Source organism: Endozoicomonas sp. G2_2 (genome assembly GCF_017744135.1).
GTDB lineage: Bacteria > Pseudomonadota > Gammaproteobacteria > Nevskiales > Salinisphaeraceae > Salinisphaera.
In genome coordinates this window covers 177,544-197,348 of record NZ_JAGHQU010000005.1, presented here as the reverse complement: position 1 = coordinate 197,348, position 19,805 = coordinate 177,544, and the positions used below count along the sequence as shown (strand labels likewise).

The 19,805-nt window shown below is 66.1% G+C and carries 17 protein-coding genes; 6 read left to right on the top strand and 11 right to left on the bottom strand.

Features of this window, described 5'->3' with window-relative positions:
- Nucleotide 1: 1 nt before the first annotated feature.
- Nucleotides 2-1,342, bottom strand: coding sequence for a sigma 54-interacting transcriptional regulator (locus J7355_RS08050; protein WP_209061525.1), 1,341 nt, complete (start codon nt 1,340-1,342; stop codon nt 2-4).
- Nucleotides 1,343-1,465: 123 nt separating this feature from the next.
- On the opposite strand from J7355_RS08050, the gene J7355_RS08045 reads away from it, so the two are divergent.
- Nucleotides 1,466-2,608 carry a glycerate kinase gene (locus J7355_RS08045; protein ID WP_209061524.1) on the top strand — a complete coding sequence of 381 codons (1,143 nt, stop codon included), beginning with the start codon at nt 1,466-1,468 and terminating at the stop codon, nt 2,606-2,608.
- 28 nt (nt 2,609-2,636) lie between these two features.
- On the opposite strand, the gene J7355_RS08040 is transcribed toward J7355_RS08045, so the two are convergent.
- The gene (locus J7355_RS08040) at nt 2,637-3,410 is read right to left on the bottom strand and encodes a VacJ family lipoprotein (protein ID WP_247739855.1); all 774 of its coding nucleotides are present in this window, start codon (nt 3,408-3,410) and stop codon (nt 2,637-2,639) included.
- Nucleotides 3,407-4,687: a hypothetical protein gene (locus tag J7355_RS08035; RefSeq protein ID WP_209061523.1), complete on the bottom strand. Its 1,281-nt coding sequence runs from the start codon at nt 4,685-4,687 to the stop codon at nt 3,407-3,409. The genes J7355_RS08040 and J7355_RS08035 overlap by 4 nt, the downstream gene beginning before the upstream one ends.
- Nucleotides 4,688-4,789: 102 nt before the next feature.
- Here J7355_RS08035 and J7355_RS08030 point away from each other — a divergent pair, with 102 nt between their 5' ends.
- A complete protein-coding gene (locus J7355_RS08030; RefSeq protein ID WP_209061520.1) occupies nt 4,790-5,803 on the top strand; it encodes an FAD-dependent oxidoreductase in 1,014 nt (337 codons plus the stop codon).
- Nucleotides 5,804-5,904: 101 nt separating this feature from the next.
- Nucleotides 5,905-7,101 (top strand): HD-GYP domain-containing protein, encoded by a 1,197-nt coding sequence (locus tag J7355_RS08025; RefSeq protein WP_209061518.1) that lies wholly within the window; start codon nt 5,905-5,907, stop codon nt 7,099-7,101.
- A 190-nt stretch (nt 7,102-7,291) separates the two neighbouring features.
- On the opposite strand, the gene J7355_RS08020 is transcribed toward J7355_RS08025, so the two are convergent.
- Nucleotides 7,292-7,687 carry a PaaI family thioesterase gene (locus tag J7355_RS08020; protein WP_209061516.1) on the bottom strand — a complete coding sequence of 132 codons (396 nt, stop codon included), beginning with the start codon at nt 7,685-7,687 and terminating at the stop codon, nt 7,292-7,294.
- 103 nt (nt 7,688-7,790) lie between these two features.
- Nucleotides 7,791-9,212 carry an amidase gene (locus J7355_RS08015; RefSeq protein ID WP_209061515.1) on the bottom strand — a complete coding sequence of 474 codons (1,422 nt, stop codon included), beginning with the start codon at nt 9,210-9,212 and terminating at the stop codon, nt 7,791-7,793.
- 167 nt (nt 9,213-9,379) lie between these two features.
- Here J7355_RS08015 and J7355_RS08010 point away from each other — a divergent pair, with 167 nt between their 5' ends.
- Nucleotides 9,380-10,492: a M23 family metallopeptidase gene (locus J7355_RS08010; protein ID WP_209061513.1), complete on the top strand. Its 1,113-nt coding sequence runs from the start codon at nt 9,380-9,382 to the stop codon at nt 10,490-10,492.
- Between the two features lie 808 nt (nt 10,493-11,300).
- Here J7355_RS08010 and J7355_RS08005 read toward each other — a convergent pair.
- From J7355_RS08005 to J7355_RS07985, 5 genes are all read right to left on the bottom strand, one after another.
- Nucleotides 11,301-12,248: an oxygenase MpaB family protein gene (locus tag J7355_RS08005; protein WP_209061511.1), complete on the bottom strand. Its 948-nt coding sequence runs from the start codon at nt 12,246-12,248 to the stop codon at nt 11,301-11,303.
- Nucleotides 12,249-12,369: 121 nt separating this feature from the next.
- Nucleotides 12,370-12,963 carry an exonuclease domain-containing protein gene (locus J7355_RS08000; RefSeq protein WP_209061509.1) on the bottom strand — a complete coding sequence of 198 codons (594 nt, stop codon included), beginning with the start codon at nt 12,961-12,963 and terminating at the stop codon, nt 12,370-12,372.
- Between the two features lie 10 nt (nt 12,964-12,973).
- Nucleotides 12,974-14,482 carry an SLC13 family permease gene (locus tag J7355_RS07995; RefSeq protein WP_209061507.1) on the bottom strand — a complete coding sequence of 503 codons (1,509 nt, stop codon included), beginning with the start codon at nt 14,480-14,482 and terminating at the stop codon, nt 12,974-12,976.
- 64 nt (nt 14,483-14,546) lie between these two features.
- Nucleotides 14,547-15,116 carry a TIGR00730 family Rossman fold protein gene (locus J7355_RS07990; protein WP_348523008.1) on the bottom strand — a complete coding sequence of 190 codons (570 nt, stop codon included), beginning with the start codon at nt 15,114-15,116 and terminating at the stop codon, nt 14,547-14,549.
- Between the two features lie 9 nt (nt 15,117-15,125).
- Entirely contained in the window at nt 15,126-16,499 is a 1,374-nt protein-coding gene (locus J7355_RS07985) for a hypothetical protein (protein ID WP_247739854.1), read from the bottom strand.
- Nucleotides 16,500-16,721: 222 nt separating this feature from the next.
- Between J7355_RS07985 and J7355_RS07980 the strand changes: the two genes are divergently transcribed.
- Entirely contained in the window at nt 16,722-17,693 is a 972-nt protein-coding gene (locus J7355_RS07980) for a TerC family protein (RefSeq protein ID WP_209061503.1), read from the top strand.
- Nucleotides 17,694-18,003: 310 nt separating this feature from the next.
- On the opposite strand, the gene J7355_RS07975 is transcribed toward J7355_RS07980, so the two are convergent.
- Nucleotides 18,004-19,428 (bottom strand): alpha/beta hydrolase, encoded by a 1,425-nt coding sequence (locus J7355_RS07975; RefSeq protein ID WP_209061501.1) that lies wholly within the window; start codon nt 19,426-19,428, stop codon nt 18,004-18,006.
- Here J7355_RS07975 and J7355_RS07970 point away from each other — a divergent pair.
- Nucleotides 19,427-19,801 carry a hypothetical protein gene (locus tag J7355_RS07970; protein WP_209061500.1) on the top strand — a complete coding sequence of 125 codons (375 nt, stop codon included), beginning with the start codon at nt 19,427-19,429 and terminating at the stop codon, nt 19,799-19,801. The genes J7355_RS07975 and J7355_RS07970 overlap by 2 nt on opposite strands.
- Nucleotides 19,802-19,805 lie beyond the last annotated feature (4 nt).

The following is a 19,805-nucleotide window of genomic DNA, read 5'->3' as shown; positions in this document are numbered from 1 at the left end:
ATCAGTCGGTACTGATGCCGTAGCGGCGCAGCTTCTCGGTGAGCGTCGTCCGACGCAGACCCAGCGTACGCGCGGCATGGGCGACAACACGCCCGTTGCGATCGAGCGCCTGTTCGATGAGTCGCTTCTCCAGGCGCTCGACCAGCTCCCGCAGGTCGACGCCATCCTCCGGCAGCGACATGGCCGAGATCTGGGTCGCCGGCACCTGGCCGTCGCCGGGCAGGGATTGCGACGCCAGAAGAGAGACGTCGATGGGGTGCAGATGCGCATCGAGCGTGCTGCGATCGATCGTCTCGTGGGGATAGAGAATCGCCAGCCGCTCGATCACGTTGGCGAGTTCGCGCACGTTGCCCGGCCAACCGTACGACTTGAGACGCGCCATCGCGGTGGCATCGAAGCGTGGCCGGCCGCCCGGCAGACCGGCACCGAGTGCTTCGACGAGCGCGGCCAGGTCGGCGATGCGCTCGCGCAGCGGCGGCAGGCGAATCGGAAACACGGCCAGCTGAAAGAACAAATCGCTGCGGAACGCACCGTTGTCCATGGCCTCGACGAGGTTGCACCGGCTGGTCGCGATCACGCGTACGTCCGGCGCCTGGGCATGGGCGTCGCCGGGCCGCCGATGGCGGGTGTTCTCGAGCACGCGCAGCAACCGCGCCTGGCTGGCCATGCTGAGATCCCCCACCTCGTCGAGCAGAAGCGTGCCGCCCTGCGCGGCCTGGAAATAGCCGCCGCCGGCACGCCCGCCGCTGTTGCCGCCGAACAGGTCGGCCTCGAGGTTCGAATCCAGCAGGGCCGCACAATCGACGGTCACGAACGCGCCCTGGCGACCGGAATAGCGATGAATCTCGCGGGCGGCCAGGTGTTTGCCGGTGCCGCTCTCGCCTAGGAGCAGAACCGTGGTGGCCTTGTTCGCCACCCGCTCGACCAGACGGTGAACATGTTGCATCAGCGGCGATGTGCCGGTCAGGCCGGAATCCGTCGCCTTGCCCGCCAGCACGCCACGCACGCTGTCGAACAGTTCCGCCGGAGAAGTGTCGGTGTGCAGCACGGCGCGAAATTCGCCCCGTTGCGCCACCGGCATGTCGCTGACCAGCACACAGGGCAACTCTCGCGAGAGCGCGTGCGCGGCATCGCGCACACGATCGCCGACCCCGAGGTCGAGCACGACCGCCAGGCGATAGATCGCGTCCAGCCGGCCGCTGGCGTAAGCGAGATCCGCAGGACGACTGAAGCCGAAAGCGAGACCCTGATCGAAGAAATAATCCAGTACGGGGGCAGCGGCATCGCGGCTGGCAGCGACGACCAGCACCGACGCGCTATGATCGACGAATGCCACGGCCACGGGCGCCCCCCGCCTTGGAAGTTGTCGAAAACATCTGCGAACGACCCGTCAAATGACCCGCATAGCCATTGTCACTATCCCGAAATTAGACCACAGCGCGGCCCCTGAAACAGGACGGCCGCGATGACCGGGCCCCGTATCGTACTCGCCCCGGACAGTTTCAAGGGCAGCGCCAGCGCGCTCGAAATCGCACACGCACTCGGCGAAGGCCTGCAGACCGCGCTGCCGCACGCCCGCCTGACGCTCGCCCCCATGGCCGACGGCGGCGAGGGCACCCTCGACTGTGTCGCGGCCGCCTTTGAGGGCCGCTGGGCACAGGTCGGCGTACACGCGATTCACGGCGCGCCTGTCGACGCCCGCTGGTATCTCACCGATGACGGCCGCGCCATCATCGAATCGGCCGAAGTGCTCGGGCTGCCGCTGGTTCAGGCCAGCGCCGATGCGCCGACGCTGCACGCGCGCGGCAGTGCCGCGCTCGGCGCGCTCATTGCAGCGGTTCTCGATGAAGGCGTTCACGAACTCTATATCGGCCTCGGCGGCAGCGCCTGTAACGATGCCGGGCTCGGCCTGCTGATCGCGCTGGGCGCCACCGCGCATGATGCCGGCGGCAACCCGGTCGAACCGACGATGGACGGTCTGCTCGCGCTCGACACGCTGGACCTGTCCGGCCTTGATCCACGACTGGCGCAAACGACCATTCACGTGCTCTGCGACGTAGACAACCCGCTGCTCGGCGCGGGCGGCGCCAGCCGCGTCTACGGACCGCAGAAAGGCCTGACCGACGCGGATATCGACGCGGTGGAGCACGCATTCGCCCATATGGCCGCCTGCAGCAGCGCACGCGCGCTGACCGAAAAGCCGGGCAGCGGCGCGGCCGGCGGCCTGGGTTTCGCCCTGGCGCTGCTGGGCGGCGATCTCCAGCCCGGCGCGAACACGCTCATGGACATGACCGGCCTGCGCGACGCGCTCGCCGCAGCCGATCTCGTGATCACCGGCGAAGGCCGTTCCGACACGCAGACCCTGTCGGGCAAGCTGCCTCTGGCGATCGCGCGTGCCGCCGCGCCGACGCCCACGGTGCTGTTGTCCGGCGCGATCGCCGACGACGCCGTCGATGCGCTGGCCGAACGATTCGCCGGCTGCTTCACGCTGGTCGAGCGCGCCGGCTCGGCAGACGCCGCGCTGGCTCAACCGCTGCACTGGGTACGTCACGCCGCTGCCGAGATCGGCCGGGACGCCGAGGCGCTGATCGCCGCCGCGACCCGCTGAGCGGCGCCGCCGCGGCCCAGCCGCAACGCTATTCCTCGACCTGAAGTGCGCGGTAGTTCATGTAGACCAGCCGGACGAGCGTGTATTCGAACGGCGAGCCGGTCTGGTAATAGCGGAAGTTGACCGTATCGCGCTTGTTGATCACGTATAGCGGCCAGTACGGCACCCGCGCCCAGGGGTGTTCGTCGAACTGCAGCGGGTCCAGCACGTAGAAGAACGCCTGATCCCCCGCCAGACCGACGCTGTCGCGCAGCGATGAGGGGCCGAAGAACGGCAACACCAGATAGGGGCCGGCGCCGACGCCGTAGTGGCCCAGCGTCTGGCCCAGGTCCTCGTTGCGCTGTTCGAGGCCGAGCGCCGTTGCCGGGTCGAACAGCCCGGCGAGGCCGACGGTCGAGTTGACCACGAAACGCGACAGCGTGACCGCCGAACTGGCGGGCTTGATCTGCAACACGCTGTTGGCGAATGTGTTGATCTCGCCAAGATTGGAAAAGAAATTCTGCACGCCGGTTCGCGCGAACCCGGGCGTGACGGTGCGATACACCTGCACCACGGGCATCAACGCGTAGCGATCGGCCAGCGCATTGAAGCGATAGACGCGCCGGTTGAAACCTTCCCAGGGATCATTGATCGCGAGCGGGTTGGCGGTCGTCGCGGTCACGGGCACGTCGTCGGGCGTGCTTTCGTCGACCGTACGCGGCGGCGGTGTGCTGGCACAGGCACCCAGCAGCAGGGTCAAGACGAGTATCAGCGCGCCGCGCTGGCGTGCATGCATGCAGCCGAACCGGGTCATGGCGATCATGGCGAGAAGAAGTCCTGTAGAGCGCGCACGGTATTCTGCGAGGACAGATTGCCCATGTGGCCGCCGCGCGCACGGATGCGGGCGCGTTCGCCGAAGCTGTCGCGCAGAAAGTCGATCTCGTCGTCACTCAGAATGGGGTCGTCGGCGCTGGTGAACACACCGATATCCGGATTGTCGACGATGAATTCCCGAATGGCGCGCAGATCCGCCTCGGCGATCAGCCGTTCGCGCGGCACATGCCGGCCGTCGCGGTTCCAGTACGGCACCAGCAGCCGGTCGATATAGGCGGCGAAGGAGGTCTTGAACGAGCGCTGGATATAGGGATCGAGCGAATCGTAGGGGCCGAGTTCCTCATCCCGCGGCACGATCACGTCGGCACGGGTGATCACGTCGGCGCCGAACGCCATGTTGGCCAGCGACAGCCGAAAGGCCAGGCCGATGATGGCCGCGATATCGGCGCGATCCGGCGACTGCGACGTGTAGGCGCGATAGAGGAAATCCTCGTTGAATCGCAGCGGATCGCCGGAAGCATACAGCTGCTTGAGGCCGCCAAGCCCGCGCGCGACGAACGCCGGGATGCCGTCGATCCCGCCGTCCAGATTCTCTGCCAGCAGCGCGTCCATGCGCTGCACCGAGGCCCAGATATTCACCGCCGGGTTGAGCAGCAACACCTTCGAGAAACCGAATGTGCCCACACGGGCATCGTGCCGGGCGATGAACGCGGCCTGGGTGGCGCCGAGGCTCCAGCCGGTCAACGCATAGCCGGTGACCTGGGTCTGTTCGTCGAGATCGTCGCGCACCGCGCCCATGAGCCGATAGAGATCGGCCACGTCGGTGCGCATGCGGCCCGGCACCGGATGCTCGGCCGCGCCCAGCATGAAGGTCACGCTGGTCGGCGACGGCAGACAGGCCACGCTGTAGCCGACGTCGTACAACGCGCGCGAGAGCATGACGCACTTGCTCGACAACGCACTCGCGCCGGTGCCGGCGATGACGAAGGCCAGCGGCGCCGGCTCGTCCTGCGTCACGCGCAGATACTGCAGCGGGCGGGCATAGCGCAGCGTGGGCGGCGTATCGCGCTCGACCAGCGGCTCGAGGCTGCGCACCTCGAAATCCAGATCCTCGGGCAGATCGGCCTTGTAGTCGGCCGGGGTGCCGATCACCGTCGCTGCCAGCCCGTCCTCGATCGGGTAGGTGCCGGACGCAGGCTGGGCCGATACCACCAGCGCTGTCGCCAGCAATCCAAGCGCCCCCAAAGCACGCAACAAGCTACGCATGGATTAAACCCGCGCTATCTGAAACATCGAACACAATAGGCGCGATTATACCGTGTTCCGCACGATTTGCGCGCTGCAGCAGCTCAGCCGACAATGCCGCCCATGCCTCATGTTGTGATCATCGGCGCCGGCGTGGCGGGCGCGAGCGCGGCCGCAACCCTTGCCGACGCAGGCTGGCGCGTGACGCTCGTGGACAAGGCCGCACGTCCGGGCGGGCGCTGTGCGACCCGCCGCCTGGCCGCCGATACCGCCAGCCCCTGGTTCGATTATGGCGCCCAGTATTTCACCGCGCGCGACCCGGCGTTTCGGCAGGCAATCGCCAGCGATCTGGACGCCGGCGCGCTGTGTCACTGGCGGCCGATGCTGCATGTCGCCGAGCACGGCGATGCCGGCTGGCGCCGCACGCCGTCGCCGGACGAGCGCGAACGGCTGATCGGCCCGCGCGGCCTGAACCACTGGATCCGGCATCGCCTCGACCAAACCACGGCCGATATCCAGTGTCAGCGCCGGGTGTCGGCGGTCGCGCGCTCGACGCAGGGCTGGCAGCTGCAGTTCGCCGACGACGCCGCATCGCAGAACGCCGACGCCCTGATCGTCACCCTGCCCGCGGTGCAGGCGGCCGGCCTGCTCGGCGATCTCGCCGACGACATGCCCGAGCTGGCAGCGGCCGACTCGGCATTGAGTCCCTGCCACTCGCTGGTCGTCGCCGCGCCTGCCCTGGCCGACTGTCACGGCATTTTCGTCAAGGGCGGGCATCTCGCCTGGTGTGCCGACAACACCCACAAGGCCGGGCACGGCGAGGCCGGCAGGCATCTGTGGATACTGCACGCCGGGCCGGCATTCAGCGCCGACCATCTCGAGGACGACCCGCAGACGATCTCCACGCTGCTGATCGAGGAATTCGCCGCGCTCGGCGGTTTGGCCACGGCGCGCATCAAGCCGGTACACCAGCACCGCTGGCGCTACGCGCGCCCCGGCGCCGAGCCACCGCCGGCCGAGACGCGCTGCCTGGCGCGCCCCGAGCTTCGACTCGCCCTGGCCGGCGACTGGCTGGCCGGCGGGCGCATCGAAGGCGCCTGGCATTCGGGCCGGGCCGCCGCCGACGCGCTGCGGTAATCCATATGCCCCGTGCCTTGTCGCCCGTCGGGGGTCAAGACTTGGCCGTTTTGTGCGATATATTAGAAATAGACTACCGCGTTGCCGCGGAACGATCGGACATGGCCGACCTGATGGCGTTATACAAGAAGAAAATCGAAGTCCGCGATCTTCGGCCCGGCATGTTCGTCGAAGCGCTCGACCGTCCGTGGCTCGAAACGCCCTATCTGCTCGAAGGCATCGCCATCGAGAACCAGAACGATATCGACGAACTGCAGTCGCTGTGCGCATTCGTCTATATCAGTAGCGACGAGCCGCCCGCGGAAGAGGAAACAGCGAGCGACGACACGCCGAAAATGCCGGCCCTGGGCGACCAGACGCCGCGCTCCTTTCGCCAGGAGCTGCCGATCGCTCGCGCGATCCACAGCAATGCCAAGAGCCTGGTCACGAACCTCCACGAGGATGTCCGCGAGGGCGAGAAGCTCGACACCGCGGCCATCGCGGAAGTGGTCGAGCGCATGATGGACAGCGTCGCACGCCACCCGGATGCGCTGGTGTGGTTCTCCAACCTCAAGGATCGCGACGAATACACCGCGGTGCACAGCCTCAATGTGTGCATGCTCGCCGTCACGCTGGCCGCCTGGGTGGGCAACGACGCTCGCGCGATCAAGGAAATGGGTATCGGCGCACTGCTGCACGACGTGGGCAAGCTCAAGGTGCCGCTGGAAGTGCTGAACAAGCCCGGCAAGCTCACCGACGCGGAATACGCGATCATGAAGAAACACCCCGAGTACGGGGTGGAGATTCTCAAGAACTCGCCGGACCTGACACCGGCGAGCCTGGAAATCGTGCGCGACCACCACGAGCGCCTCAACGGCCGAGGCTATCCGGCCGGACGCAAGGGCGCGGAGATCTCCTACTACAGCCAGATCGCCGCGATCGCCGACGTCTACGATGCGATGACCAGCGATCGCGTCTATCAGAAGGGCCGCTCGCCGGCCGAAGCCCTGAAACTGATGATGAGCTTCGATGGCGACTTCAACGACGAGCTGTTGCGCCAGTTCGCCGACTACCTCGGCGACTATCCGATCGGCAGCATGGTCGAACTCAACACCGGCGAAGTGGGTTTCGTGATTCCGAGCCAGCAGCGTCAGGAAAAGCCCACGATATTGCTGGTGCTCGACTACAAGAAGCGCCGCTACTTTCCGCAGCGTGTACGCGATCTGATGCGTTTTCCCAAGTTCCATGTCACGCGCATGCTCGCGCCCGGCAGCCACGGCGTGGACGTGGACGATTACGCCGAAGCCTGGGAGCTGTAGAGCGGTCTTCGCCCCTCGCAGGCGCGATCGCGCCGCGCTGTGACGGATCGCAACATGGCGTTTGGGCCCGGTGCCGGCGGCCGGGGTCAGCGCAACGACGACACATCGTTGCGGCGTCGCCGCCTCGCAGTCGACGGCGATACGAACCGGCCTGCGTCCGGCCAGGCGCTTTAGCTTCCGGGCGCGGGAATCAGACCGCGATCAGCGTCTTGGTTACCCGCGCCTGGGCGATCAACCGTTCGCCCACGGCGGCGCGCACGTCGATGAAGGCTATACGTCGGCCCACGCGCACTGGCGTCGACTCGAACACCACGACCTCGCCCGGCTGTGCCGCGCGCATCACGGATACGTGGATGTCGTGGGTCACCGCCTCGGTCTGGGCATCGAGCTGGCTTAACAGCCCGGCATACGCACAGACATCGCAGAGCATGTAGAGCACACCGCCGTGAAAGACGCCGGCCGGATTGACCGTGCGCTCTTCAACGGCCACTGACAGACGGCCTGTCCCCGCTTCCGATACCACATCTGCGATGCCGAGATGGCGATGCAGTGGGTGATTCGCGACCTGCGCGACTCTCGGATCCATGTGCGACCGATTGTGGTGACTGAGCGACATACTCTACCGGGCCGCAGCCGACGAGGGTCTCTCCACACCGGCCTCCCTGACGCCAGAACGCGCCTTTAGCGTGTCAGCCGTACTCGGCCGGATTCGGCACAGTCGGAAAGCGCGCCGGGTAGGCGTCCATATAGGCGTTGCAGGCGCGCAGCACACGAATATCGTCGAACTTGCCGCCCGCGAGCTGGAAGCCGACCGGCAGGCCGCAGTCGGTGAAACCACAGGGCACGGACGCCGCGGGCTGCTGGCTGAGATTGAACGGATAGGAGAACGGCGCCCATTCCTCCCAGTCGCGCATGCCGCTGCCCGGCGGGACTTCGTGGTTCACCTCGAACGGCATGAGCGGCACCGTCGGCGTCATCAGCAGGTGATAGTCCTGGTTGAACTTCTCGAGTTCGAGGGTGAGGTCCGCGCGCTCGGAAAAGGCCTGGAACAGCTCCAGCGCGCTCCAGTTCTGCGCATGCTTGGCGTTGGCCACCAGCCCCGGGTCGAGCAGCTCGCGCCCCTTCTGATCGCAGCTGTTCCAAACCTGCAGCGAGGCCGTGAACCACAGCTTGCGAAAGATATCGATGGGGGAACTGAAGCCCGGGTTGATCTCGGTCACCTCGGCGCCAAGCTCTTCCAGCTTCTGCGCGGCTTCCTTCACGCGCTCGGCGATCTGCGGATCGACATCCGCATAGCCGAGGTCCGGCGAGTAGGCGATACGCAGCCCGCGCAGATCGCATTCCAAATCCACGCCCCAGTCTTCCGGCTGACCGCGCGTGGCATAGGGGTCGCGATAATCGTAGCGACCGATCACGTTGAGCATGCGCGCGGCGTCGCGCGGATGCCGGGTCAGCGGACCGATATGCGACAGCGTCGGCATCTTGGCCGGCGGCCATTGCGGGGTCCAGCCGAAGGTGGGCTTGAAGCCGAACACGCCGGTGAAGGCGGCCGGGATACGAATCGAACCGCCCGAGTCGCCGCCCTGATGGAGCACGCCCATGTTCAGCGCCGCCGCCGCAGCAGCGCCGCCGGACGAGCCGCCCGGCGTCAGGCGCGTATCCCAGGGATTGCTGGTCGCGCCGTGCACGCGATTGTCGGTCACGGCCTTCCAGCCGAATTCCGGGGTGTTGGTCTTGCCCAGAAAGACCGCGCCCGCCTCGCGCAGCATGCGCGCCGGCGGTGCGTCGGTCTTGCACTTGGCCGTGCCGGTGGTCAGCGAGCCGTCGCGTGCGGGCATGCCGGCCGCTTCGGTGAGGTCCTTCAACGAAGTCGGCACGCCATCGACAGGCGATAGCGGTTTGCCCTGCCCCCAGCGCCGTGCGGATGCGCGGGCCGCATCCTCCGCGCCTTCGCGGTCGACATGGACATAGGCGTTGACGTCGCCGTTGAATCGGTCGATACGATCGAGCGCCGCGCGCGTGGCCTCCAGCGGCGAAGCCTCGCCCGACTTGAACAGCGAGACAAGCTTGCCGGCATCCATCGTGCCCAGATCGGTATCGTTTGCACTCATGTTGCTCTGGTGCCCATACGGCCAAAAATCAGGGCGCGGACCCTATCGACCTCGCGCGCCCGGGCCAATGCGTACAAATACCCAAATCGCGAGGCGCAAGGCGCCGTCATCATCCGGACCATTGGCCTGCGCGTATCGAGCGCATCCGATCCGAGTCGATCCAATACATGAATGACGATAGCGAGCGGGACTCGACGGCACCGACGGACGAACACGTCGCCGAACCGGTCGCCGCCCCGGAAAACGCGTCCATGCCGGAGACACAGACGCCGGCCACGCCTGCGCGCGCACGCTGGCGGCCGTGGCTTTTGCTGCTGTTGCTGGCCGCCCTCATCGCGCTGCTCGTGCAACGCCCGGAACTGCGTCACGATGCACTGGAAACGACACGAAGCGCGGTGATGGACGGGCTGAACATCTCGCCGCGGGCGGTCTATGCCCTACGCCTGCGCGTGGCGGGTCTGCACGACAGCGCGCTGGGCCAGCGCTGGCGCAGCGCGGTCGAACGCGCAGGCGCCGACCCGCGACGTTTCACCACTCGCTACGCCACCCGCGACGAATTCGCCGCCGACCAGATCGAGGCGCATGTGTACGAAACCGCGCTGCAACGCGGCGAGCGTTTCGACATCCGTCTGCGCCGCGACGCCCCGTGCGAAAACGGCCGCGACGCGCTCTACGCGAGCCTCGAACGGCGTGCCGCCGACAGCGATGACCCGGCCGACTGGACAACGGTGGCCACGCTGGACACCGGCGGCGAGACCGACAGCCGTGTGGTCGACCAGAACGGCGACTATCGCGTCGTCCTCCAGCCGGAGCTCGCGGCGGGGGTCAGCTACGAGATCGCCATGGCCCGTGGCGGCTCGATTCCCTTCCCGGTCGAGGGCGCAGCGGCGCACGATATCGGCAGCGGCTTCGGTGCGCCGCGCGACGGCGGCTCGCGCGAACATCACGGCGTGGACATATTCGCCGATCGCGGCACGCCCGTTCGGGCGGTTACCGACGGGCGCGTGCGCACCGGTACGGGCGGGATCGGCGGCAACCACGTCTGGCTGTCGTCCGGCATGCTCGGCATCGGCGGCGCGCGCTACTACTACGCGCATCTCGACGATTTCTCGGTCGAGTCGGGCAGCCGCGTGCAGGCGGGCGACGTGATCGGCACGGTCGGCAATACCGGCAATGCGCGGACCACGCCGCCGCATCTGCATTTCGGCATCTATACCGGCTTCGGGCCGGTCGACCCGGCACCGTTTCTGGGGCCGCCGCCTCGGTTGCCGGAGAGTTGATTTGGGTGGCTTTTGAGCGTGCTCGATCGGAATCGACTCTCACCGTCAGGCTGAGGCTCGCCACTTGATAGCGCGAGTGTTTGAACCGACGATGCGGGTGAATTTTTACTTGGGGTTTCGCACTGCTGTGCGAGTGTCTTTTATTTGCTTGTCCAAATAAAAGGCACCAAAACAAAAGACACCCTGTCTTGCGCCGAGGCTACGCATCGGTGCCCTGCGCGGCTCCGGCCGCAAGCGGGCCAGCCGGAAACTCGCTGCGCTCAAACATCCGGCCGCCTTGATCCGCTTGCGGCCCGCGCTGCTCGGCGCTGCGCCCAAGGGGGCCTAATACAAACGAAGACCGGCTCGCTGACGCTTCGCCAAGATCGCAAAGCGATCTTCGTCGGACAATGCCGAAGGCAAGTCCGACCGGAACGCAGCCATCCGATCCAACCTCTACTCGGCAGTTGTTCCAACGGCGACAGTCGGGCCGCGGCGCCTGTATTCGGGCCCCTTGTGAAGCGACGAGAAGCACAGGGCCGAAGGGTGTCCGGCGCACTGCGCCGGTGCGGCCAGCTGTTTGAGCGTCGCCAAAGCGACGCGAGTTCTGGCCGCATCCCTTCGGACCGAGCATCGCAGTGCACCGGCGCTCCGCGCCGGCGCGTAACCCGGGTGTCTTTTCTCTTGGTTACTTCTCTTTGGACAAGCAAAGAGAAGTGACTCGCACAGCAGTGCGAAACCATCGGTCCAACAAACTCGTGAGTGCTACAGAACCGGCAGCCCGAAACAAGAGGTTACAAAGCACCGAACTAGTTTTGTTCGATAACCCTCAGTCGAAACGCAGACAATCCCTGTCCGCCCCAGCCCGCCGGGCCGAGCGCACGGCCACGCCTTCCGACATCGCCGCACGAATGAGCGGCGCGACACGGTTGAGGCTTTCGGCAGCCCCGCGATCGATCAACCGCTGACGCGGCGTGCGGTGAATGAGTTCACGCGCCCAGAGCGGCAATAGTGCCGCGCCGGCACCGAGAAACATGCGCCGCGACACGCCGGCGATGGGAATCGGCAGCTCCATGGCTTCGAGCACCGCCAGCGTCGCGCGAGAACGCTCGTCGAAGCGCAGCCGCGGCTGCATGGCGGCGAAGTAGTCGTCCATCTCGGCGCGCGAGCCCGGAACATTCTGTGCCCCGAGCGCTTCGGCGATGCGCCGGGTCTCGTCGAAGTAGCGATCCTGCACGGCCACGCTCAGGTCGGGCCGGCGATAGCGCATATAGCCGTCGAGAAAACTCGCCATCTCGGTGCAGTGCACCCAGGTGAGCAGATCCGGATCGTGGGCGGAATAGCGCTCGCCTTCGGGCGTGGTGCCGCGCACGCGGTCGTGGATACGGTCGACCAGCTCGATGATGCGCTCGGCGTCGGCGGTCGGCGCATAGGTGGTCGCGGCCACGAACATGGTCGTGCGCCGCAGCCGACCCAGCGGGTCGTCGCGGAAATTGGAGTGATCCCACACCCCCGCGAGCGCACGCGGATGCAGCGTCTGCAGCATGAGCGCGGCAATGCCGCCGGACATCATGCCGGGGAAATCGCCGTGGATCTTCCAGGTCACGCTGTCCGGGCCGAACAGGCCGGCGTCGCCGACCGGCGCGTCGTAGTCGATGCCGAAGTCCTCGGTCGTCGCGACCACACCCACGATCCAGTCGCGCAGACGCTTGTGCAGCGGCGTGAGCAGTTGATTCGGCGCAGGCAGGCGCTGGGTGAAACGATCGAACACCGGCATGAAACTCGATGAAAACAGGCTTTCGACTATACCGCGCGCCTGGGCCGGCAGATGCGCGTGGCGCCGCTAAAACTGCACGCGTGCACTTTTAGCCGTCGTCTCGCACGCCGGGCGAACGCGGCTACGCAAACTCGCGCAGCGGCCGGTGGGCGTCGGTGAGCCAATCGCTAACCGAACGGCCGCTGGCCTCGACGGCGGCCATCACCACCAGGCCCGCGGCACGGGCATCCTCGCCCGCATCGTGGTGTTCGAAATCGATCGCCAGATGCGCGGACAGGCTGGCGAGCCCCCAGCCGCGCCGGGCGAACTGACGAAACGCGCGCCGCGCGACCCGGGCGGAGTCCAGCCATTGCGCGGCCAGCAACGGCAAGTCGTGGCGCGCGCAGGCGCGTGCCGTCGCGGTGACGTCAAAGGCCGTATGCGAGACCACGGTGCGCCCGGCGAGCAGCGCCGCGATCTCGTCGTAACGTTCGTCCCAGCCGGGGGCGTCGGCGACATCGGCCGCGCGGATACCGTGAATCGCGATGTTGTGACCGGAAAACCAGGTACGCGGATTGATCAACCACGACCAGTTGTCCACCAGCGCGCCGTCGGCAAAGGTCGCGAAGCCGATCTGGCAGATGCTGCCCGCGTCGTTGTTCGCGGTTTCCACGTCGATGGCGATGAAATCCGGCACGCGGTCGGCGCGCACCGGCGCCTCAATGGGGCGGGCCAAGGCCGGCCCCTTACCAGAACGTACTGATGATGAGATACGGAATCAGCGTGGCCAGGATCACGCAGACCACGTTGAGCGCCAGCCCTGCCCGCATCATCGACTGGATACGCATGCGCCCGGTGGCGAACACGATGGCGTTGGGCGGCGTGGCGACCGGCATCATGAAGGCACAGCTGGCCGCGATCGCGGCGGGCACGGTCAACAGCAGCACGTCGACGCCGACCGAGCCGGCCAGCGCCCCGAGCAGCGGCATGAAAACGGCCGCGGTCGCCGTGTTCGAGCTGACTTCGGTCAGCGAGATGATTACCAGCACGACAGCGCCGATCAGCAGCACGCTGGGCAGCACGCCGAAGACCTCCATCTGGGTGGCGATCCATTCCGCCAGCCCGGTGCTCTTGATCGCACCGGCCAGCGCCAGGCCACCGCCGAACAGCAGCAGCACGCCCCAGGGCACGTTCGCCTCGTTCTCCCAGTTCATCAACCGCCCGCTTTCGGCGGGTTCGCGATCGGGACCGACGCGGCCACTGCCGGCGGGGACCACGAACAACGCCACGCCAATAGCCATGGCGATCATCGCGTCCGACAACCAGTCGAGACCGGCGCTGTTGAGCAGCGGCCGGAATATCCACAGGCCGGCGGCGAGCATAAACATCACGCCGACACGTTTCTCCGCCGGCGTGAGCGCGCCAAGCTTGTCCATCTCGCTTTTGAGCATGTCGCGGCCGGACTGGCTGTTGTCCAGGTCGAAGCCGCCCCACACCAGCCATGCCCAGGCCGCAGCCATCATGGTGATCGACACTGGAATGCCCACGATCATCCACTGGGCGAAGCCGATATCGATGCCCTGGTCCGACGACAGATAGCCCGCCAGCAGCGCGTTGGGCGGGGTGCCGATGAGCGTGGCCACGCCGCCGATCGAGGCGGCATAGGCGATGCCCAGCAACAGGCGCGTGGCGTAGCGGTCGACGGCGGGCGATCGTTCTTCGCCCGGGTTTTCAGCCATAAGACTGACCACCGACATGCCGATCGGCAGCATCATGATCGAGGTCGCGGTGTTGGACACCCACATGGAGATGAAGCCCGTGGCGATCATGAAACCCGCGATCTGACGGGCCGGGCTGGAGCCGACCGCCAGCAGCGTGGCCAGCGCAATGCGCCGATGCAGATTCCAGCGCTGCATCGCCAGACCCAGCAAAAAGCCGCCGAGAAACAGGAAGATGATGTCGTCGGCATAGGACGCCGCGAGATCCTCGATGCCGCCCACGCCGATCGCCGGGCCGATGGCCAGCGGCAGCAGGGAGGTGGCGGGAATCGGGATTGCCTCGGTTGCCCACCACGTGGCCATGAACAGCGCCAGACCCGCGCAATGCCAGGCCGCGGTTTCCATGCCGGCCGGCGCCGGCAGCACCAGCGTGACCAGCATCAGCAGCGGGCCGAGAAACAGGCCGATACGCCCGGCGCGGCTGGTCGAATGCGCCTTCTGCTGGTTGGAGGAAACGCTGTCCTGACTGGGGCTCATGGGTAGTCTCCGAATACGGCAGCGCGACGGTCTGCCTGTGGTGCGCGCGGGTTCGCAAGACGCCTCAGGCGTCTGTTTGAAGCGATTCGAGCAGGCCGGCGGGGGTGTTGGCAACCTTGATGCGCTCTACATGCGTCGCCGAGACGAAGCCTTCGTCACGCATGTGGGCCATCGCCTGCACCAGCGGCGCGTAGAAACCGCCCACGTCGAGCAGGCCGCAAGGCTTGTCGTGCCAGCCGAGCTGGTGCCAGGTCAGCACCTCGAACAGCTCTTCCAGGGTACCGAAGCCGCCGGGCAGCGCGACGAAGGCATCGGCGGCGTCCATCATCGCGAGCTTGCGCGCATGCATGCCGGATACCACCTGCAGCTCGGTCAGCCCGACATGGGCAATCTCGCGATCCATCATGGATTCGGGAATCACGCCCAGCACGTCACCGCCGGCCGCGAGGGCGGCATTGGCGACTGCGCCCATCAGCCCGATCTGGGCACCGCCATAGACCAGCCGCCAGCCGCGCCGGGCGATGAGCCCACCCAGCGCGCTCGCCGCCTGTCGGTAGTCGGCCCGCGCACCGTCGCGCGAGCCGCAGTAGACACAAACACTGCGCACCCCGCTCACGGCGCAGACTCGAACCACGCGATCGGGCTAGCGGTCACCGTCCGTATCCTTGACGAAGGTTTCATCGACCTCGCCGGAAAAGAACCGCTTGCCGTAGATGAGCAGGCACAGGCCGATGCCGATGCCGAACGCCCAGGCCGCACCCTGGGTGACGAGCACGCCGGCGGTCACGCCTGCGATACCCAGATCGCGCTGGCTGCGGGCTTCCATGATGCCGATACGCACGCTCACATAGCCCTGAATGAGCAGGGTCAGCGCCAGGGCCACGCCCAGAATCGGCTGGATCACGGACACGATCGGCAGCAGCAGCAGGCCGGTGTTGGTACCCCAGCGAAACGAACCCGAGCCGCCGAAGATGGAATCCATGGCCTTGCGGCCTTCCTTGTAGCGCTCGACGATCACCACATGCATGGCCGCCCAAAGCGGGCCGCACATGGCAACATCCGGGCCGAGGATACTCATGCTCGCGTTACGCGCGCCGAAGATCATGTGCGCGCGGTCCGGGTTGTAGTCGATGTCCTCGTCCGGGCGCGCGCTATCGGCTTCGTCGAGCAGCGCCTTGGACTGAAGCACGTCGCCGAACAGCACGATATAGGTCGCCGCAACCATCGGCAGCGCCTGGATGAAGAACCAGGCTGGCGGCAGACCGACGCCGAACACCGTGTACTCGGCCCACAGGGTCGCGAAGTCCGGCTTGGAAAAGCCCCATTCCACGTTCGGCCACGGCGCTTCGCCGAAGAGCGGCGCAATCACGATGGCGAGCGCGATGATCGGGAAGATGCCCAGCTTGCCGATCAGCCCGAACACCGCGTTGCGCTGCTTGAGCACGTTGAAGCCCTGCGAAAAGATCAGCAGGAAGGCCAGCCCCACGGCGATCGAGATGGTGAACGGAAACGTCCAGAAACGCCCGCCGTCGGAGAACACGCTGTTCACCGCGGCCAGGCCCGCGCCCATGATGATGCCGGCCTTGAGCGCAGGCGGCACGAAGCGCACGACATGCTTGGCCAGCCCGGTCACGCCGAGGCCTATCGACAGCGCCCCGAGCATGAACTGAAAGGCAATGAGCGCATGCACGCGATCCACGCCCTCCGGAAAGCCTTCGCAGTAGGCGATGAGCAGGGGAATCGCCGGGGTGATCCAGCCCGGCACCACCGGGTCGCCCAACAGATGATGGGTGAGATAGAACAGACCGTTGAGCATGACCACGGCCAGAGCAGCCTCGAAGGGCATGCCCAGCAGATCGGTCATCAGCGGAATCGCGGCCAGGTCGACCGCGCACATCAACAGGCCCTGCAGGTAATCCGGCCATTCGAAGCGGTAATGCAAGAACGGTAACCGAACCTTGAACGGCCCCGCGCCCCAGTACGGCGATTCACCTGCCGTGCGTTTTGCCCACTGCACCATCAACTCTCCCTGAATTTCGAGGCGCGTAAGATAGCATCGCCGGCCAGCCCGTCGCCCTCGCAATTCCCGTGACGCACACCGCTAACGTGCGATGATGCCGCGGGCGATCGCCGTGGCCCATGGGCCGTCGCCCGCGTTAACAATGCGTTGACGCCCATGCGGGTAGCATCGCGGCAACGACGGCGCGCCGCTTTCGCGCGCCATGAGGAGAACGATTCGATGGACGTACCGGTCTGGGTCTGGGGCAGCACGATTGCGGGCATTCTGGCCCTGCTCATCTTCGACTTCTATGCACACGTGCGCACGCCGCATGCCCCGTCGCTCAAGGAGGCCGGCGGCTGGTCGGTGTTCTACGTGGTACTCGCGGTGATCTTCGGCATCGGCCTGTGGATGGTCTGGGGCCACGATCACGGCATCGAGTACTTCGCCGGTTACATCACCGAGAAGAGCCTGTCCGTCGACAATCTGTTCGTGTTCGTCATCATCATGGGGTCGTTCAACGTGCCGGCCGAATACCAGCAGAAGGTGCTGCTGGTCGGCGTGGTGATCGCGCTCATCCTGCGCACGATATTCATCGCCCTCGGTGCAGCCGCAATCGAGAACTTCTCCTGGGTGTTCTATATCTTCGGGCTGTTTCTCATCTATACCGCCTGGAGTCTGGCGCGTACCTCGCACGACGAGGACGAGGAATACGAGCCCAATATTCTCGTGCGCCTGGCGCAGAAATACCTGCCGGCCACCGACGAGTACGACGGCACGCGCCTGTTCACGATCGAAAACGGCAAGCGCGTCATCACGCCCATGCTGATCGTGATGATCGCCATCGGCGCCACCGATATCCTGTTTGCGCTGGATTCGATCCCGGCGATCTACGGGCTCACCAAGGAGCCCTATATCGTGTTCACCGCCAACGCCTTCGCCCTGCTCGGCCTGATCCAGCTCTACTTCCTGCTGGGCGGGCTGCTCGACCGGCTGGTCTATCTCTCGCTCGGTCTGGCGGTGATTTTGGGCTTCATCGGCATCAAGCTGATGATCCACGCGCTGCACACCAACGAGCTACCCTTCATCAACGGCGGCCAGGAAGTGCATCTGGTGCCGGAAATCCCGATCTGGCTGTCGCTGTCGATCATCATCGGCGTTCTGATCGTGACGACCGTGGCGAGCCTGATGAGCAGCCGAAAATCGCACTGACCCGCTGAACGCGCACGACGCGCGTTTCAGCCGCCGGATCCCCTTGCGCCGACAGGGGCGTGGCGTGCGCGCGCTCGGCTTCGGTGCTCCAGGGCTGCGTCACGGGACCTGCAATAGAGCGCACGACGCGGTGGCGCGTACGCCTGCCGATTAGCGGCCCGCCGGGCCGCGCGGCACCGACACCTTGCCGAGGCGTCGCGCTATGGAGCGCACACAGCGCGGGGCCGCGAACGCCCACCAACTCCGGCAAAACAAAAAAAGGCCGGGGCGTCAGCCCCGGCCCGTACACCGGTTCAACAATACGCGGCGCTTACTGCACCGTCGCCGGGCAGGCTGGCACCCCCGTGCGCGTCGCGGTAGTGAATCGGCAGCCGTAGTTCTCGTCCGCCACCACGCTGGCCGTGGTTACGTCGTCGCCTTCCGGCTTGGTGCCATTCTGCTCCCAGGCAATCATGGCGTCGAAGGCACTGATGAGTTCGGCGGCTTCGAAACTGCAGTGCGGCGAGGAACGGATGGCCCGCTGCACCAGCCAGGCGTCGCTGCCGTTGGCCTCGGCACGCTCGCGATAGATCTGCTCGTGCACGAACGGCACGTACAGATCGCCCAGGTTATGCAGACTCACCACCGGCACGGTGAACTCGCCGTTGACCTGCGGGATCCAGCGCACGCCGTCGTTGCGCAGCGGATTGGCGGCCGGATCGGCCATGACGCGGAACATGGACTCGTTGAATGCCGTTTCCTCAGACGTGCTGTTGTCCGGGTCGCCGTCGAGGTTGTAATTCACGCCCTCGTTGCCACTCAGGTTGCGCAGCAGGATGCCGTTGACGGTGCCGTCACGACCGCCGGTGCCCATGACCACGTTGTAGTAGCCGCCGCGAAAGCCCTGTTCGAAGGTCGGACGATCGCCACCGCTGAGCGTGCGAACGATGTTCTCGAGCTGCAGGCCGGCCTCTGTCGGCACCCCCTGCGCCGCGAAACTCGGCGTGGTGGTCCACAGCACGTCGTCGATGGCGGCCTGGTCGAAGTCTGTCGCCGGGTAGCTCGTCGGCCCCATATCTGCGACATGCTGAGCGGCGAAGGTGAAGTTCAACAGGTAGTCGAACTCGTAGGTGCCGCCCACCACGCCACAGCGCGGCACGGCACCGGCATAGGTGACCTTGTTCGCGGCCGTGGCCTGGGTTTCGGCTTCGATCGCGGCCGCGGTCACATGGCCACCCATGGAATCGCCGGTGATATAGATCTTGGACGGCGCCATCAGCGTGCGGCCGTTCTGGGCGGCGATATCCACGAACGCATTGGCCAGCGCGTTGGTGTCTTCGACGCCAGTACGCACGTCGTAGTAGTTCGTGCTGTAGCTCGAGGCGGCCCAAGCGTAGCCCCGGCTAATGTAGTAGCTACGCAGAGCCGGGCTGCTCACTGTCAACTCAGAGCCTTCACCGCGGTAGCCGTGGGCATACATGACCAGCATGCCGTTCCAGTTCCCTTCGGCCGGCACTTCGACGCGATAACCCGCGCCGTTGTCCATGACCCCGGTCCAGCGATCGGTCTCGACACCGTCGATCGCCTCGAACGCCAACGTTTCCTCTTGAACCGCGAATTCGCGCGTGTCCTGCACACGGGTCGCCTGATCGCCAGTATCCACATTATCGTCACTGCCCCCGCTATCGGAACAGCCGACCACCAGCGCGCCCACCATCGTGAGCGCCAGGACTTTCGTCCAGCGTAGATCCGTCATGTATATCCCCTCGTGCGTCACCGCCGTCTCTGTGGTGGACGGTTCGGGTGCGCTAATTGGTTATGTTCGTCGTGTTTTCAGGCCGCAGAACCGAATTGCGAAATTCGATTTCAACGACTGGGTGAGTAATCCACCGCTACGACGAATTCGTCAAGCGCCAACCCAGGCCTACAACGGGATCGCCGGCCACGCCGCCGCCGGACACGCCCTGCCGAAACATGGTTTCATGTCGTATCTCAGTGGCTTGCAGCGGCGCGCCGCCGGCGAAATTAAAATATCGCCGGCCGGATCATGCTGCACTGCAAACGTGCGATGTTGCACTGCGATCGCGCAAATACGACGAAAACGCCCGCGCGCCGGGCATTGCGCCTGACGCC

Bases quoted from the DNA above. Each gene is read 5' to 3' on its own strand.
- J7355_RS08010 (WP_209061513.1), top strand. From the start codon at position 9,380: ATGAATGACGATAGCGAGCGGGACTCGACGGCACCGACGGACGAACAC.
- J7355_RS08015 (WP_209061515.1), bottom strand. From the start codon at position 9,212: ATGAGTGCAAACGATACCGATCTGGGCACGATGGATGCCGGCAAGCTT.
- J7355_RS07975 (WP_209061501.1), bottom strand. From the start codon at position 19,428: ATGACGGATCTACGCTGGACGAAAGTCCTGGCGCTCACGATGGTGGGC.
- J7355_RS08035 (WP_209061523.1), bottom strand. From the start codon at position 4,687: ATGCGTAGCTTGTTGCGTGCTTTGGGGGCGCTTGGATTGCTGGCGACA.
- J7355_RS07980 (WP_209061503.1), top strand. From the start codon at position 16,722: ATGGACGTACCGGTCTGGGTCTGGGGCAGCACGATTGCGGGCATTCTG.
- J7355_RS08020 (WP_209061516.1), bottom strand. From the start codon at position 7,687: ATGGATCCGAGAGTCGCGCAGGTCGCGAATCACCCACTGCATCGCCAT.
- J7355_RS08030 (WP_209061520.1), top strand. From the start codon at position 4,790: ATGCCTCATGTTGTGATCATCGGCGCCGGCGTGGCGGGCGCGAGCGCG.
- J7355_RS08025 (WP_209061518.1), top strand. From the start codon at position 5,905: ATGGCCGACCTGATGGCGTTATACAAGAAGAAAATCGAAGTCCGCGAT.
- J7355_RS07970 (WP_209061500.1), top strand. From the start codon at position 19,427: ATGTATATCCCCTCGTGCGTCACCGCCGTCTCTGTGGTGGACGGTTCG.
- J7355_RS08005 (WP_209061511.1), bottom strand. From the start codon at position 12,248: ATGCCGGTGTTCGATCGTTTCACCCAGCGCCTGCCTGCGCCGAATCAA.
- J7355_RS08045 (WP_209061524.1), top strand. From the start codon at position 1,466: ATGACCGGGCCCCGTATCGTACTCGCCCCGGACAGTTTCAAGGGCAGC.
- J7355_RS08040 (WP_247739855.1), bottom strand. From the start codon at position 3,410: ATGATCGCCATGACCCGGTTCGGCTGCATGCATGCACGCCAGCGCGGC.
- J7355_RS07995 (WP_209061507.1), bottom strand. From the start codon at position 14,482: ATGAGCCCCAGTCAGGACAGCGTTTCCTCCAACCAGCAGAAGGCGCAT.